Raw genomic sequence first — 14,261 nt, forward strand, 5'->3', positions numbered from 1 at the left:
TGCGCGCGCACGGGGCTCCGAGGCCCCCCGCCGCTCGGCTGGACACGCCCTGCGGGTCCACGTACACTCGTCCGAGGTAGTCGATCTCTGCCCTCATCCACAGCGCCCGCGAGGGTCGCGGCGGTGGGGCGGCGGGTCGGTCTCCTCCTCGGATGCTCGCAACGGCATCCATAGGGCGGTGGCTCAATTGGTAGAGCAGCGGTCTCCAAAACCGCAGGTTGCAGGTTCGAGCCCTGTCCGCCCTGCACATCGATGCCCGTCGCACGCGGTCCCCGCGACGCTGCGGTCATCGGTCCAGGGCCGCCCATGACGGGCGGTCGGCCACACCGGAGGTTCCGGTGCGGGAAAGGTGCGTGCAGGTGGCCGGGAAAGCAGTCGACGAGCCGAGCGAGGACGTCGTCGCGATCGCCAATCAGCAGCGAGCCGCGCGGCGCAACCCGTTCGCGCGCATCGCCCTCTTCATCCGGCAGGTCATCGCCGAGCTGAAGAAGGTCGTGACGCCCACCCGCAAGGAGCTGGGCAACTACGTCGTGGTCGTGCTGATCTTCGTCGTCATCATGATGGCGCTGGTGTCCTTCCTCGACTGGGTCTTCGCCCTGGCCGTGACGTACGTGTTCGGCACACCCGCCGCCTGACCCGAGAGCATCCGGGCCGCGCGAGCGGAGGGTGCCGGCGACAGCGGGACGCGCCCCGAGGGGCGCGACCGATCGATCGAGAGAGAGTTGTGACGAGTGTCTGACAGAAACCGCGACGACGTCGACTGGGCGACGGCTGCCGAGCAGTCGTCGGAGGTCGAGGAGGAGCAGGAGGGCGACGTCCAGTCGCAGGCTGAGGACGCCGTCGAGCCCGCCGAGCAGGGTGCGCTGAGCATCATCGACGAGAACGAGTCCGAGGACGACCTCGCCTCCGACCTCGAGGCAGCGCTGGACGCCATCGGCTCCGTCGACGACCCCGAGGCCGACTCCGCCGTCGACGAGGCCGCCCACATCGACACCGTCGAGGAGGCCGAAGCTGCCCTCGAGGCCGTCGAGGACGAGGCCGAGGTCGCCGCCGAGGACGCCGAGTCCGCCGGTGAGGACCTCGCCGACATCGACCCGTACGAGGCCTTCCGCACCGAGCTGCGCGGCAAGCCGGGTAAGTGGTACGTCATCCACTCCTACGCCGGCTTCGAGAAGCGCGTGAAGTCGAACATCGAGAACCGCAAGGTCTCGCTCGAGGCCGAGGACTACATCTTCGAGGTCCAGGTCCCGATGGAGGACGTGGTCGAGATCAAGAACGGCCAGCGCAAGATGGTCACCCGGGTGCGCATCCCCGGCTACGTGCTGGTGCGCATGGACCTCAACGAGGACTCGTGGTCGGTCGTCCGCCACACCCCGGGCGTCACCGGCTTCGTGGGCAACGCCCACAACCCGACCCCGCTGCGGTTCGAGGAGGCCTTCACGATGCTGAAGAGCCTCGTCGAGATCAAGGACGTCGCCCCCTCGAAGACCTCTGGTGCCAAGGGCCAGAAGCAGGCCCAGCGCGTGCTGCCTGCCGAGGTCGACTTCGAGATCGGCGAGACGATCACCATCAAGGAGGGCTCGTTCGCGGGTCTTCCCGGCTCGATCAGCGAGATCAAGCCCGAGAGCGGCAAGCTCACCGTGCTCGTCTCGCTCTTCGAGCGCGAGACCCCGGTCGAGCTGTCGTTCGACCAGGTCACCAAGCTCTGACGCGTCGCCTCCGCGGCGCATGAACGCCCCCTCCGCAGGTCGGAGGGGGCGTTCGCCGTTCCGGGCGGCGCTCCCTCCGGCACCGCCCCACGCGCACCCGGGCGTCGGCCCCTCCTCCGCCCTGTCGGGGGTGGCCCCGCTCGTGTAAGCTCGTACGGGTTTTCGTATCGGCGCCCGCCCCTGTGCGCGCCGGACGACCCTCCTCCACCGCGATCCGGCACCGTCGGATGCGCGGGAGAGCGGCCGGGAGCCCCCGACCGCTCGAACCCTGAGAAAAGGAATCAGAATGGCCCCCAAGAAGAAGGTCACCGGCCTGATCAAGCTCCAGATCAAGGCCGGCGCGGCCAACCCCGCGCCCCCGATCGGTCCGGCGCTCGGTCAGCACGGCGTCAACATCATGGAGTTCTGCAAGGCGTACAACGCGCAGACCGAGTCGCAGCGCGGCAACGTCATCCCCGTCGAGATCACCGTCTACGAGGACCGCTCGTTCACCTTCGTGCTGAAGACCCCGCCCGCGGCGGAGCTCATCAAGAAGGCCGCCGGCGTCGCCAAGGGCTCCTCGACCCCGCACACCGTGAAGGTCGCGAAGCTCACCCAGGCGCAGGTCCGCGAGATCGCCGAGGCGAAGCAGGTCGACCTGAACGCCAACGACATCGACGCCGCCGCGAAGATCATCGCCGGCACCGCCCGCTCAATGGGCATCACGGTCGAGTAGCGCGACGCGCTGCTCGACGGCGGGAGCGACGCGCCCACCGGCGCGGACCCACCGCGGAAGCCTCGAGAACCCGACGGCGGCCCCTCAGCGGGGTCGCGCGCCCGGTCCGGAAGCGCCTCCGCAGGACCTCTCCGCCTCCCGCGAGCAGCACGCACGGCCGCGATCGCGGCACCACCAGAACTCCATCACCCCCGTGGGAGAGCCCGCCAGGCTCTAGAACCACATTCTCGTTTCAAGGAGAAACAACATGGCACAGAAGTCGAAGGCCTACCGGGCCGCCGCGGCCAAGCTCGAAGAGGGCAAGTTCTACACGGCCGACGAGGCCGTCGCGCTCGCCCGCGAGACCGGTTCCGCCAAGTTCAACAGCACCGTCGAGGTCGCCCTCAAGCTCGGTGTCGACCCCCGCAAGGCCGACCAGATGGTCCGCGGCACGGTCATCCTGCCCCACGGCACGGGCAAGACCGCCCGCGTCATCGTGTTCGCCACCGGTCCGGCCGCCGAGGCCGCGCTGGCCGCCGGTGCCGACGAGGTCGGCGGCGCCGAGCTCATCGAGAAGGTCGCGGGCGGGTACACCTCGTTCGACTCCGCCGTCTCGACCCCGGAGCTCATGGGCCAGGTCGGCCGTCTCGGAAAGGTGCTCGGCCCCCGCGGCCTCATGCCCAACCCGAAGACCGGCACCGTGACCCCGGACGTGGCGAAGGCCGTGACCGAGATCAAGGGCGGAAAGATCGAGTTCCGCGTCGACAAGCACGCCAACGTGCACCTCGTCGTGGGCAAGGCCGCGTTCACCGAGGAGCAGCTCCAGGAGAACTTCAAGACCGCGCTCGACGAGATCCTCCGCCTCAAGCCGTCCTCCTCGAAGGGCCGCTACATCCAGAAGGCCGCCGTCTCGACGACCTTCGGCCCCGGCATCCCGCTGGACGTCAACGTCCTGGCCTGAGCCGGGCACGAACTGACGTGAGGAGGGGGTCCGCTTCGGCGGGCCCCCTCCTTCGTCGTCCCGGCATACTGGACCGGTGATCCGCCGCTCCGCTCCGTCGCGCCTCCCGTGACCGTCCGCCGGGCGTCCCCCGCCGACGCCGCCGCCCTGGCCGAGCTGGCCGCCGCGACCTTCCCGCTGGCCTGCCCGCCGCACACCACCGCGGAGGCGAAGGCCGAGTTCGTGCGCACCGTGCTCTCGGTCGAGCGCTTCCGCGACCACCTCGCCGATCCGCTCCGCTCGCTCCTGGTCGACGACGACTCCGGCGCGCTGACCGGCTACGCGATGCTCGTGCGCGGGGAGCCCGCCGACGCCGACGTCGTCGCGGCGATCCGGCTGCGTCCGACCGTCGAGCTCAGCAAGTTCTACCTCCTGCCCGGCCGGCACGGCTCCGGAGCGGCGGCCGCGCTGATGGCCGCGACCCTCGAGGAGGCGCGGGCACACGGTGCCGCGGGCGTCTGGCTCGGCGTCAACGAGGAGAACGCGCGTGCTCAGCGGTTCTACTCCAAGCACGGCTTCGCGGTCGTCGGCCGCAAGCGCTTCCTCGTCGGCGACCGCTGGGAGGACGACTTCGTCCTCGAGCGCTCTCTCGCCTGACCCTCCCCGCGAGACGCCACCCGAGTACGCGATCCGCTCCGCGTGGCGTATCCGAGTGGCCTCTCGCCGAGGTCAGCCCTCGGAGACGGTGAGGACGATCTTGCCGCGGGTGTGGCCCGTCTCGAGCTGCTCGTGCGCCTCGCAGGCGCGGGCCAGGGGGAAGATGCCGTCGATGAAGACGCGGACGTCGCCCGACTCGAGCAGGCGCGAGACCACGCCCAGGGTCGCCCCGTCGGGAGCGACGCGGTAGGTGGAGGCGCGCACGCCCGCAGCGGCCGCCTCCTCGAAGAACCCGGGCCAGCTCCCGGTGGGCGCGTTCACGATCAGGCCCCCGGGGCGGAGGACCCTCAGCGAGCGCGAGCCCGTGTCGTCGTGGACGTTGCCGACCAGATCGATGACCACGTCGACGCCGGACAGCAGCTCGTCGAAGCGCTCGGCGGTGTGGTCGATCACCTGCGCGGCGCCGAGCTCGTGCAGCCACTGCAGGTTGCGGGTCGAGCCGGTCGCGATCACCGAGGCGCCGAAGTAGGCGGCGAACTGCACCGCGAAGTGGCCGACTCCGCCCGACCCGGCGTGGATGAGGATCCGCTGACCCTCGTGCGCCTTGGCGAGCTCGACGACCATGCCCCAGGCGGTGAGCGCCGCGAGCGGGACGCCGGCCGCTTCGACGTGGGAGAGCGTCGACGGCTTCCGCGCGATGGAGACGCTCGGCACGCTGACGTACTCCGCGTAGGAGCCCGAGTAGCGCGGCACCATGACGAAGCCGTAGACCTCGTCGCCCGGCCGCAGCGGATGCGCCGGGTAGGGGCTCGAGACGACGACGCCCGAGAAGTCGTGGCCGAGGACCGCCGGGTAGGAGGCGATCTGCGAGGCGACCCCCTGGCCCGCGCGCGTCTTCGCGTCGAGCGGGTTCACGCCGGCCGCGACCACCTTCACGGTGAACTCGGCGTTGATGGCGGAGGGTGTCGGCACGGTCGCCAGGTGCAGTGCGGAGGCGTCGCCCGGCGCGTCGATCACCGCCGCCGTCATCGTGTCGGGGAGGACGACCTCCTCCGGGATCTCGCCGATCGCGAGGCCGTGCCCGAGCGCGCTGGTGTGCATCGTCGCCTTTCCTGTCGCTGAGGCGTGCGGGTGGAGCGTGCCGAGGACGTCGCCCCCGATCCCCGCATCCGACGCCGCGACCAGTCAATCGAGGCAATGAGTCGGCGCTGTTACGGGGGTGTCACCCTCGGGAGAAGATTGGCGCGCGGAGCCGCGGGCGCCCGGTCTGGCACGATGAGGGGATGCGACGCCGACGTACCCTGCTGGTCGGCGGTGCCCTCCTTGTCCTGGCCGGGCTCGTGGTCCTCCTGGCCGCCCGGATCAGCATCGGCACCAGCCGCTGGGTCTACGTCAGCGAGATGGGCGCGCCGGACCTGCCGACGGCGGGCGCCTTCGAGGCCGCTCTTCTGCTCGTGGCGGCCGGCGGCGCGCTGATCGCCGCGGGCGCCTGGCCGGTGCGCGCCCGCCTGCTCCCCGCCCTCCGCCCGGCGGGCGCGATCCTCCTGGCGGCCGCCTGCTTCGCGCTCGCCTCGCAGGTGACCTGCACGGCGGGCTGCCCGCTGCCGGTCGGGCCGGCCTTCCGCTGGCAGGACCTCATCCACACCTCGGCCGCCGTGCTCGGCTTCGGGGCCGCCTGCGCCGCGATGCTCCAGCTGGCGACCGTGCGGGGGCGCCCTGCGGTCGCGCGGCTCTCGCTCGCTGCCGGGATCTCGGTGGCGGTCGTCGCCGGGACGGGCGGGATCCTGTCGCTCCTGCGCGTGTGGCTGCGGCTCGGCGGCACGCTCGAGTTCGTGGCGACCGCGATCGCAGTGCTCTGGCTCGCGTTCGTCGGCCTGGTGCTCGCGCTCGAGGACCTCAGCGCCGAGCGAGCCAGCCGCGGACGTGCCCGCGGATCCGGTCCTGCTGAGCGGCGAAGCCCTCGTCCCGCGACGGCACCCGCTCGCAGTCCGCATCCGGAAGAGCCCTAGCCCACGCCTCCGCGACCTCGATCGGGTGCACGGGGTCGCGCTCGGCCGCGATCACCAGGGTGCGCGCGATGACCTCGCCCAGCTCTCCGGAATCGCGGTAGGCGGCGTTCCGCGGGATCTGGGCGAGACGGACGGCGCGCTCGGCCGCGCGCGGAGAGCGGAACTGCAGCGTCAGCGCCTCCGCCGACGCGGGGGACACCTCGGCGGCGCGCGCGAACAGGCCCGAGGCGCGGAACATCCGCTCGCCGCGCTTCGCTCCGTGGTCGTGCAGCAGCTGCGCGATGACGGGGAACACGGTGAGGTTCTCGGGCAGCGGCTCGGCGGTGAAGGCGGGGCGCACGAAGACGGCGCGGTCGATCGGCAGCACGCGTCGGACCGCGAGGCGCAGGGCGATCGCGGCGCCCATCGAGATGCCGAGCACCGTGAGCGGCTTGTGCGCGGCTCCGGCGCGCACGACCTCCTCCGTCACCTCGTCGGCCAGCGCCTCGAGGGCGAAGTCGCCGGGCGCGCCGAGCAGCTCAGAGGCGCCGTGGGCACGGACGTCCGGAGCGATGACCTCGCTGCCGGCGGGGAGGGCGGAGCGCAGCAGCCCCAGCGGCTGGGAGCGGTCGCCGCCCAGGCCGTGCAGGAGGAGGACCGTCACCGGGCGCGCGTCCGCTCGTGCAGCTCGGCCATCAGCATCCCCGCCAGGCGGACGAGGATGTGGATCTCGTCCTCGTCGCGGTCGACCCAGCGGGAGTTCGGCTCGCCCTCGATCGGCACGAAGTCGCGGTGCTGCTCCCAGACGACGAGCGTGCGCTCGGCGCCGAGGACGTACTGCTGCCAGAAGACCTGCCGCAGGTAGTGGCGCGGGATGCTCCGCCACGGCTTGGTCGTGGTCTTGATCTCGCAGAGCTCGAGCCGGCCGTCCTCGCGGAGGCCGATGCCGTCGGGCGTGGCGAGGTGGCGCCGCTCCTGGCTCGCGTGGAAGAGGGTGCTGCTGGGCTCGATCGCGTGCTCGCTCCGCACCCAGGCGGCGATCTCGGGCTCGCGGGCGCGGCCGTGGTCGGTGAAGGCGTTGCCGCCGAAGCCGGTGCCGTAGAGCTTGTCGAGCGCGGCCCTGCCGATCGCGGCGGGGGAGGAGAGGCGGGCGACATCGGTCGCCGTGATGCCGCGCGAGCGGGCGCGGAGCCAGGCGACGCGGTCCGAGGAGTCGGCGACGACCCTCCGGAGGTGCGGGGGCTCGGCGTCCGTGAAGACGGGCTGCGTCTCCCAGGGGAAGGAGAGCTGCAGGTCGGGCACCGATTCATTCTCTGCCCCCTGCGGCGCCCGGTCGAATCGGCACGCCGACCCGCGGCGTCTCACCGGGGCGGGACGGCCCGCGCCGGCGGCTCAGGCGTCGAGGAAGGCGTCGACGTGCGCGGGGGAGAGGAGGTGGCGCCGGACCATCAGGGCGGCACCGCGGACGCCTCCGCCCTGGGCCGCGGCCTGCACGATGTCGAGCGCGCGGGTCGCCAGGGGGAGGGAGCGGCGGTAGACGACCTCGCGGACCCCGGCGAGGACCTCGTGGCTGGCCTGGGCGATGCTGCCGCCGACGACGATGACGGACGGGTTCAGGAGGTTCACGCAGGTGGCGAGCACCTCGCCGATGTCGCGGCCGGCGGCGCGCGTGAGCTCGACCGTGGTGGGGTCCCCGCCGGTCAGCAGGGTGACGACGTCGGAGGTGCTGGCGGCGTCGATCCCGGACTCGGTCAGCCGGCGGGCGATCGCCGAGCCGCTCGCGATCGCCTCGAGGTCGGCCTCGCCGCGGTCGCCGGGGACCTGCACGTGGCCCAGGTCGCCCGCCGCTCCGAGGGCTCCGCGCTGCAGGGCGCCGCCGCTGACGATCCCGGCTCCGATGCCGGTGGAGACCTTCACGTAGAGGAGGTCGTCGACGTCGGCGTAGTGGTCGGCGTGCTCGCCGAGCGCAAGCAGGTTCACGTCGTTGTCGACGAGGACGGGCACGGGGAGGCGGCGGCCGACGAACTCCGGGATGTCGAAGCGGTCCCAGCCGGGCATGATCGGCGGCTTCACAGGGCGGCCCGTCGCGTGCTCGACGGGTCCGGGGACGCCGACGCCGACTCCCGCGAGCGGGCCGGCCGCCGGAGTCCGGCCGAGCAGGGCCGCGGCGACGTCGAGGGCGTGGCCGAGGACGGCGAGGGGGCCGTCGGCGATGGCGATGCTCTCGCGGCGGCGGGCGAGGACCGTGCCGTCGAGGTCGGTCAGGGCGACGACGGCGTGCGCGGCGCCCAGGTCGACGGCGAGGAGGGTGCGCGCCCGGGGGTCGAAGGCCACGCGGGCGGCGGGGCGGCCTCCGGAGGAGGGGGCGTCGTCCTGCCGGGCGACCAGGCCGGAGGCGGTGAGGACGTCGAGCTGGGCGGAGACGGCCGCGCGCGGCAGGCCCGTCTCGGCGACCACGTCGGCCCGCGTCCGGGGCGCCCCGTCGGCCAGCAGGAGCAGCAGCTCGCCGACCGCGCTGACGGTGATGCGGCGGCGCGGGGACATGGCCAGAGTCAACCACAGCGCCCGTGCTTCTGTGCGGCGCGTGCCCGACTTGGCGGGCGCGCAGGGCTAGTTTTGCTTGTCCGTGAGCAAAAGTCCGCGTAGGGTTCGAGGCACACCTTCCGATGCGATCAGGAGCCCCACCGGTGGCCACACCCCCAGACCTCTCTGTCCAGCTGTACTCGGTGCGCGAGCCGCTCGCGGCCGATCTGCCCGCCACCCTCGACCGCCTCGCGGCGATCGGCTTCACCACGGTCGAGCTCTTCGGGTTCGTCGACCTGGCCGACGCCTACCGCGCGGCGCTTCCGGCCAGCGGACTGCGCGCTCCCAGCGCCCACGCGCGCCTCCTCGGCCCGCAGGGCGACGCCACCGTCGACGAGATCCTCGACACGGCCGCCTCGCTCGGCGTCGAGACCGTGATCGACCCCTTCGTCGACCCGACCCGCTGGACCACCGCGGACGACGTCGCCCGCATCGCCGACGAGCTGAACGCGCTGGTCGACTCCGCCGCCGCCCGAGGCCTGGTGCTCGGCTACCACAACCACGCCTTCGAGTTCGAGAACCGCGTCGACGGCCGCAGCGCCTTCGAGCACCTCGCGAGCCTGCTCGACCCGCGCATGGTCCTCGAGCTCGACACCTACTGGGCGGCCGTCGGCGGCGACGACCCGGTCGAGGTTCTCGGACGCCTCGGCGATCAGGTGCGCTTCCTGCACGTGAAGGACGGCCCGATCTCGGCCGACACCCAGGAGCAGCTGCCCGCGGGCGAGGGCGCGATGGACGTCCCGGCGATCCTCGCCGCCGCTCCGCAGGCCCTGCCCGTGCTGGAGTTCGACGCCTACGCCGGCGACATCTTCGAGGGCCTGGAGTCGGCCCACCGCTACGTCTCGGGGCTCGGCGCATGAGCGGCACCGGCCGCGTGGGCGTCGGCGTCATCGGCGCCGGCAACATCAGCACCCAGTACCTGACCAACCTCACCGTCTTCCCCGACCTCGAGGTGCTCTTCGTCGCCGACATCGACCTCGAGCGGGCGAGGACCCAGGCCGAGGCCTTCGGCGTCCCCGCCTCCGGCACCGTCGAGGAGCTCCTCGCGCACGAGGGCATCGAGATCGTCGTCAACCTCACGATCCCGGCCGCGCACGTCGAGGTCGCGCGCCGCGCGGTCGAGGCGGGCAAGCACGTGTGGACCGAGAAGCCCTTCTCGCTCGACCGCGACAGCGGGATCGAGCTGCTCGCGCTGGCCAAGGAGAAGGGGCTGCGCGTCGCGACCGCTCCCGACACCTTCCTGGGCGCGGGCCTCCAGACGGCGCAGCGCGTGATCGAGAGCGGAGCCATCGGCACGCCGCTCTCGGCCCTCACCCTCTTCCAGGGCCCCGGCCCCGAGTCGTGGCACCCGAACCCGGAGTTCTTCTTCGCCGAGGGCGGCGGACCGCTGCTGGACATGGGCCCGTACTACATCACCACGCTCGTGCAGAACCTCGGCCCCGTCGAGAGCGTCACCGCCGTCTCGTCCCAGGCCCGCGCCACCCGCGTCGTGGGCTCCGGCCCGAAGGAGGGCACCGAGTTCCCGGTGACCATCCCGACGCACATCGGCGGCCTGCTCCGCTTCGAGTCCGGGGCCTCGGCCCAGGGCGTATGGAGCTTCGAGTCGAGCCTGCCGCGCACCGGCTTCGTCGAGATCAACGGCTCCGAGGGCACCCTCGTCCTCCCCGACCCGAACCAGCACGACGGCGAGATCACCCTGCACCGCCGCGGGTCCGCCGAGCCGGAGGTCATCGCGGCGACCGGCTCGACCGCCTCCCGCGGCACCGGCGTGCTCGAGCTCGCCCGTGCGATCCGGGCCGACCGCCCCGAGGCCGCCTCCGGAGACCTCGCGTACCACGTCACCGACGTGATGCTCTCGCTCCTCGAGGCCGCCGAGACCGGCGAGAAGGTCCTCGTCACGAGCTCCGTGACGCCCCGCCCCGCACTGCCCGAGAGCTGGGACCCGACCGAAGCGACCCTCTCCTGATGCCCGCGCCCCTGCGCGTCGGCGTGCTCGGCGGCGGCTTCATGGCGGCCGTGCACAGCCGCGCGGCCCGCAGCGCCGGAGCGGTGCTCGCCGGAGTCGCCTCCTCCACCCCGGAGAAGGGCGAGCGGGCGGCGGCCGAGCTCGGCGTCGAGCGCGCCTACCCGGACGCCCGGGCCCTGATCGAGGACGAGAGCATCGACCTCGTGCATGTCTGCACCCCGAACGCCACGCACGCCGCGCTCGCGCTCGCGGCGATCGAAGCGGGCAAGCACGTGGTCTGCGAGAAGCCGCTCGCCGCGACGCTGCGGGAGGCGGAGTCGCTCGCTGCGGCCGCGTCCTCCGCCGGCGTGGTGGCGACCGTCCCGTTCGCCTACCGCTTCCACCCGATGGTGCGCGAGGCCCGTGCCCGCGTCGCCTCCGGCGAGACCGGCCGTCTGGTCACCGTCCGCGGGAGCTACCTCCAGGACTGGCTGCTGGGCGCCTCCGACGACAACTGGCGCGTCGACCCGGCCGCCGGCGGCCGCTCGCGCGCCTTCGGCGACATCGGCTCGCACCTGGTCGACCTGCTGGAGTTCGTCACCGGCGACCGGATCGACTCGCTCGCCGCGATCACGAGCACCGTCCACGCCGAGCGCGGCGGCCGCCCGGTGAGCACCGAGGACGTGGCCGGCCTGATCGTCCGGCTCGAGAGCGGCGCCGTCGGCACGCTCCTCGTCTCGCAGGTCACCGCGGGCCACCGCAACGAGCTGGTGCTCGAGGTGTCCGGGCTGGAGGAGTCGCTGCGCTTCGAGCAGGAGCTCCCCGAGACGCTGTGGGTCGGCCGGCGCGACAGCGCCCTGCTGGTGCCGCGCGACGCCTCGATCCTCGCGCCCGATGCGGCCCGGCTCTCGATCGTGCCGAGCGGTCATCCGATGGGCTATCAGGACGCCTTCACGGCGTTCGCCCGCGACACCTACGCCGCCGTGGCGGGCGCCGACGTGGAGGGTCTGCCGACCTTCGCCGACGGCCTCCGCGCGGCGCGCATCACCGAGGCCGTGCTCGACGCGGCCGAGACAGGCGCCTGGGTCACCCTGCCCGCCGCCGACGACCGGACGGAGATCGCCGCATGAGCGACGAGAAGACCTACCCCGCCACCCACCCCGTGACGCTGTTCACCGGCCAGTGGGCCGATCTGCCCTTCGAGGAGGTCGCCCGGCTCGCCGCCGAGTGGGGCTACGACGGACTCGAGATCGCGGCCTCGGGCGACCATCTCGACCTCAAGCGCGCGGACGAGGACGACGCCTACGCCGCCTCGCGCCTGGAGATCCTCGACCGCTACGGCCTCGAGGTCTTCGCCATCTCGAACCACCTCACCGGCCAGGCCGTCTGCGACGACCCGATCGACTTCCGCCACAAGGCACTCGTGCGCGACTACACCTGGGGCGACGGCGACGCGGAGGGGGTGCGGCAGCGCGCCGCCGAGGACATGAAGCGCTCGGCGCGGGTCGCCCGCAAGCTCGGCGTGGACGTGGTCGTCGGCTTCACCGGCTCGAAGATCTGGCCCTACGTGGCGCAGTTCCCGCCGGTCCCGGCCTCCGTCATCGACGAGGGGTACGAGGACTTCGCGACCCGCTGGAACCCGATCCTCGACGAGTTCGACGCGAACGGCGTGGTCTACGCGCACGAGGTGCACCCGTCCGAGATCGCCTACGACTACTGGTCGAGCGTGCGCACCCTCGAGGCGATCGGGCACCGCCCGGCCTTCGGCTTCAACTGGGATCCGTCGCACATGATGTGGCAGGACATCGACCCGGTCGGCTTCATCGTCGACTTCAAGGACCGGATCTACCACGTCGACTGCAAGGACACCCGCCTGCGCCCGAAGAACGGCCGCGCCGGCGTGCTCGGCTCGCACCTGCCCTGGGGCGACCCGCGCCGCGGCTGGGACTTCGTCTCGACGGGGCACGGCGACGTCCCGTGGGAGGACGCGTTCCGGGCGCTGGAGTCGATCGGCTACTCCGGCCCGATCTCCATCGAGTGGGAGGACGCCGGGATGGACCGCCTCCACGGCGCGAAGGAGGCCGTCGGCTTCATCCGCTCGCTGCTCTGGAGGACCCCGACCGCGTCGTTCGACGCCGCGTTCTCGAACCAGTAGCCGCGCGGCTCCCCTCGGCGGGATCCCGCTCCGGTCCGCAGGCCACGTCGCCCGCGCCGGATCGGGGTCCTGCAGGCGGGGGTGGGGTCAGTCCGCGGCCTTGGCGGCGCGCTCGGACTTGATGCGGGCCTGCTCGCGGCGGACCTCCGCGTAGCGGTTCTGCTCGACGCGCAGCCACTCGGGGACCTCGTCGAGCAAGGCCTGGATCTCGGGAGTGGTCAGCGCCTCGGTGACGCCGCCGCGGGCGAGCCCCGAGATGGAGACGTTCAGCCGGGAGGCGATGACGGAGCGGGGGTGCGGCCCCTCCTCGCGCAGCTGCACGAGCCAGGCGGGCGGGTTCGCGGCGAGCTCGTCGTACTGCTCGCGCGTGATCGCCGACTCCTGGAACTCCTCCGGGGTCGCGGGCAGGTAGACCTGCAGCTTCTTCGCCGCGGTCGCAGCCTTCATCGTCTGTGTCGCCTTGGCCATGCGGCAACCCTACCGGCGCGGCGCGGACCACCTACCCTGAGGGGATGAGCGAGCAGCCCGAGACCGTCGACCCGCAGGCCGCTTCCGAGGCGGAGGGGCGTCCGGAGGGCGAGGCGGACGCGGCGGCGGACGACGCGTCGGCCGGATCGGGTGCGGTCGGCGCCGGAGCCGGACCCGAGTCGGACGACACGGACGGCGCCTCCGAGGACGGCGACTCCGACGACCTCGACTCCGACCACCTCGACTCCGCCGACCTCGACGCCGAGGACAGCGACGCCGGGGACAGCGATGTCGACGACGCCGCCGACTCCGACGACGCCGACTCCGACGCCGAGGACGCCGTCCCCGCCGGCCCCGTGCTCGCCGTCGCCCTCGTGCCCGGCGTCACCCCCACCAAGTGGACCCGCGTCTGGGGCCAGCGCCGCTCCGATCTCCCGCTGCGCATCACCGTCGTCGCCGAGCGCGATCAGGAGCAGGCGCTGCTCGACGGCCGCGCGCAGCTGTCGTTCGTCCGCGGCGACGTCTCCTCCTCCGCCCTCAGCTCCATCCACCTCTACGACGAGCAGCCCGTCGCCGTCGTCGGCCGCGAGCACGTCCTGGCCGCCGCGGAGGAGCTCGACGTCGCGGAGCTGGCCGGCGAGCACCTCCTCCAGGACCCGGAGGACGTGCCCGAGTGGGCCGCGGTCGCCGAGGAGATCGCGGACGGCTCGCGGCGCCCGCTGCCGCGCATGGCCGGCCTCGACGACGCGGTCGAGCAGGTCGCGGCCGGCGTGGGCGTTCTGATCGTGCCGCAGTCGGTGGCGCGCGTGCACAGCCGCAAGGACGTGACCGCAGTGCCGGTGACCGGCGTCGCTCCCTCCTCCGTCCACCTCGCCTGGGTGACGGACGACAAGGGCGACGACGTCGAGGACTTCATCGGAGTCGTCCGCGGCCGCAGCGCGAACACCACGCGCGGCACCGCCGCGACGCCGAAGGTCGAGTCGCGGGCGAAGGCCGCCAAGGCGAAGGCCCGGGAGGCGCGCGAGAAGGCGGAGAGGGCCGGCGGCGGCAAGAAGAAGCCGGCCCGCGCCACGGCGTCCGCGCCGGCGGTGCGGCGCACCCGCAAGCCCCGCGGCCGCTGAC

The 14,261-nt window shown here is 73.0% G+C and carries 16 protein-coding genes and 1 tRNA gene; 12 read left to right on the forward strand and 5 right to left on the reverse strand.

What is annotated here, in order from left to right:
- Positions 1-172: 172 nt before the first annotated feature.
- The 6 genes from C5C59_RS09420 (at position 173) to C5C59_RS09445 (ending at position 4,000) form a co-directional block, all read left to right on the forward strand.
- Positions 173-245: transfer RNA gene (locus tag C5C59_RS09420), tRNA-Trp, on the forward strand.
- A gap of 114 nt (positions 246-359) precedes the next feature.
- Positions 360-635, forward strand: coding sequence for a preprotein translocase subunit SecE (secE, locus tag C5C59_RS09425; RefSeq protein WP_068208793.1), 276 nt, complete (start codon positions 360-362; stop codon positions 633-635).
- Positions 636-731: 96 nt separating this feature from the next.
- Positions 732-1,709: a transcription termination/antitermination protein NusG gene (gene nusG, locus C5C59_RS09430; RefSeq protein WP_104223631.1), complete on the forward strand. Its 978-nt coding sequence runs from the start codon at positions 732-734 to the stop codon at positions 1,707-1,709.
- A gap of 286 nt (positions 1,710-1,995) precedes the next feature.
- Entirely contained in the window at positions 1,996-2,424 is a 429-nt protein-coding gene (gene rplK / locus C5C59_RS09435) for a 50S ribosomal protein L11 (protein ID WP_104223632.1), read from the forward strand.
- A gap of 247 nt (positions 2,425-2,671) precedes the next feature.
- A complete protein-coding gene (rplA, locus tag C5C59_RS09440) occupies positions 2,672-3,364 on the forward strand; it encodes a 50S ribosomal protein L1 (RefSeq protein WP_104223633.1) in 693 nt (230 codons plus the stop codon).
- Between the two features lie 108 nt (positions 3,365-3,472).
- On the forward strand, positions 3,473-4,000 hold the full coding sequence (locus C5C59_RS09445; protein WP_104238283.1) for a GNAT family N-acetyltransferase: 528 nt from the start codon (positions 3,473-3,475) through the stop codon (positions 3,998-4,000).
- Positions 4,001-4,072: 72 nt separating this feature from the next.
- On the opposite strand, the gene C5C59_RS09450 is transcribed toward C5C59_RS09445, so the two are convergent.
- Positions 4,073-5,101: an NADP-dependent oxidoreductase gene (locus tag C5C59_RS09450; RefSeq protein ID WP_374952914.1), complete on the reverse strand. Its 1,029-nt coding sequence runs from the start codon at positions 5,099-5,101 to the stop codon at positions 4,073-4,075.
- Between the two features lie 182 nt (positions 5,102-5,283).
- Between C5C59_RS09450 and C5C59_RS09455 the strand changes: the two genes are divergently transcribed.
- Positions 5,284-6,009 (forward strand): DUF998 domain-containing protein, encoded by a 726-nt coding sequence (locus tag C5C59_RS09455; RefSeq protein ID WP_104223635.1) that lies wholly within the window; start codon positions 5,284-5,286, stop codon positions 6,007-6,009.
- Here the strand turns inward: C5C59_RS09455 and C5C59_RS17230 are convergent.
- The 3 genes from C5C59_RS17230 to C5C59_RS09470 form a co-directional block, all read right to left on the reverse strand.
- Positions 5,897-6,652 carry an alpha/beta fold hydrolase gene (locus C5C59_RS17230; protein ID WP_181134869.1) on the reverse strand — a complete coding sequence of 252 codons (756 nt, stop codon included), beginning with the start codon at positions 6,650-6,652 and terminating at the stop codon, positions 5,897-5,899. The genes C5C59_RS09455 and C5C59_RS17230 overlap by 113 nt on opposite strands.
- Positions 6,649-7,281 (reverse strand): YqaJ viral recombinase family protein, encoded by a 633-nt coding sequence (locus C5C59_RS17235; protein ID WP_104238303.1) that lies wholly within the window; start codon positions 7,279-7,281, stop codon positions 6,649-6,651. Before C5C59_RS17235 ends, C5C59_RS17230 begins: the two co-directional genes overlap by 4 nt.
- A 99-nt stretch (positions 7,282-7,380) precedes the next feature.
- On the reverse strand, positions 7,381-8,532 hold the full coding sequence (locus C5C59_RS09470) for an ROK family transcriptional regulator (RefSeq protein ID WP_104238282.1): 1,152 nt from the start codon (positions 8,530-8,532) through the stop codon (positions 7,381-7,383).
- A 143-nt stretch (positions 8,533-8,675) separates the two neighbouring features.
- Between C5C59_RS09470 and C5C59_RS09475 the strand changes: the two genes are divergently transcribed.
- From C5C59_RS09475 to C5C59_RS09490, 4 genes are read left to right on the forward strand one after another with little or no spacing between them, the layout of a single operon-like run.
- Positions 8,676-9,431 (forward strand): sugar phosphate isomerase/epimerase, encoded by a 756-nt coding sequence (locus C5C59_RS09475; RefSeq protein WP_244230510.1) that lies wholly within the window; start codon positions 8,676-8,678, stop codon positions 9,429-9,431.
- Complete coding sequence (locus C5C59_RS09480) at positions 9,428-10,537, forward strand: Gfo/Idh/MocA family protein (RefSeq protein WP_104234231.1); 1,110 nt, start codon at positions 9,428-9,430, stop codon at positions 10,535-10,537. The genes C5C59_RS09475 and C5C59_RS09480 overlap by 4 nt, the downstream gene beginning before the upstream one ends.
- A complete protein-coding gene (locus C5C59_RS09485) occupies positions 10,537-11,646 on the forward strand; it encodes a Gfo/Idh/MocA family protein (protein WP_104238280.1) in 1,110 nt (369 codons plus the stop codon). Before C5C59_RS09480 ends, C5C59_RS09485 begins: the two co-directional genes overlap by 1 nt.
- On the forward strand, positions 11,643-12,671 hold the full coding sequence (locus tag C5C59_RS09490) for a sugar phosphate isomerase/epimerase (RefSeq protein WP_167299019.1): 1,029 nt from the start codon (positions 11,643-11,645) through the stop codon (positions 12,669-12,671). Before C5C59_RS09485 ends, C5C59_RS09490 begins: the two co-directional genes overlap by 4 nt.
- 87 nt (positions 12,672-12,758) lie before the next feature.
- Here C5C59_RS09490 and C5C59_RS09495 read toward each other — a convergent pair whose 3' ends face one another.
- Positions 12,759-13,139 carry a DUF5997 family protein gene (locus C5C59_RS09495; RefSeq protein WP_104223641.1) on the reverse strand — a complete coding sequence of 127 codons (381 nt, stop codon included), beginning with the start codon at positions 13,137-13,139 and terminating at the stop codon, positions 12,759-12,761.
- Between the two features lie 44 nt (positions 13,140-13,183).
- On the opposite strand from C5C59_RS09495, the gene C5C59_RS09500 reads away from it, so the two are divergent.
- The gene (locus C5C59_RS09500; RefSeq protein WP_104238279.1) at positions 13,184-14,260 is read left to right on the forward strand and encodes a LysR substrate-binding domain-containing protein; all 1,077 of its coding nucleotides are present in this window, start codon (positions 13,184-13,186) and stop codon (positions 14,258-14,260) included.
- Position 14,261: the final 1 nt, after the last annotated feature.

Origin of the sequence: Rathayibacter sp. AY1F4, assembly GCF_002931775.1 — a bacterium.
GTDB lineage: Bacteria > Actinomycetota > Actinomycetes > Actinomycetales > Microbacteriaceae > Rathayibacter.

What these genes read in the sequence shown, in the direction of transcription:
- C5C59_RS09450 (WP_374952914.1), bottom strand. Translation starts at nt 5,101, where the DNA reads ATGCACACCAGCGCGCTCGGGCACGGCCTCGCGATCGGCGAGATCCCG.
- rplA (WP_104223633.1), top strand. Translation starts at nt 2,672, where the DNA reads ATGGCACAGAAGTCGAAGGCCTACCGGGCCGCCGCGGCCAAGCTCGAA.
- C5C59_RS09500 (WP_104238279.1), top strand. Translation starts at nt 13,184, where the DNA reads ATGAGCGAGCAGCCCGAGACCGTCGACCCGCAGGCCGCTTCCGAGGCG.
- C5C59_RS09455 (WP_104223635.1), top strand. Translation starts at nt 5,284, where the DNA reads ATGCGACGCCGACGTACCCTGCTGGTCGGCGGTGCCCTCCTTGTCCTG.
- C5C59_RS09495 (WP_104223641.1), bottom strand. Translation starts at nt 13,139, where the DNA reads ATGGCCAAGGCGACACAGACGATGAAGGCTGCGACCGCGGCGAAGAAG.
- C5C59_RS09480 (WP_104234231.1), top strand. Translation starts at nt 9,428, where the DNA reads ATGAGCGGCACCGGCCGCGTGGGCGTCGGCGTCATCGGCGCCGGCAAC.
- C5C59_RS09485 (WP_104238280.1), top strand. Translation starts at nt 10,537, where the DNA reads ATGCCCGCGCCCCTGCGCGTCGGCGTGCTCGGCGGCGGCTTCATGGCG.
- rplK (WP_104223632.1), top strand. Translation starts at nt 1,996, where the DNA reads ATGGCCCCCAAGAAGAAGGTCACCGGCCTGATCAAGCTCCAGATCAAG.
- C5C59_RS09490 (WP_167299019.1), top strand. Translation starts at nt 11,643, where the DNA reads ATGAGCGACGAGAAGACCTACCCCGCCACCCACCCCGTGACGCTGTTC.
- C5C59_RS09470 (WP_104238282.1), bottom strand. Translation starts at nt 8,532, where the DNA reads ATGTCCCCGCGCCGCCGCATCACCGTCAGCGCGGTCGGCGAGCTGCTG.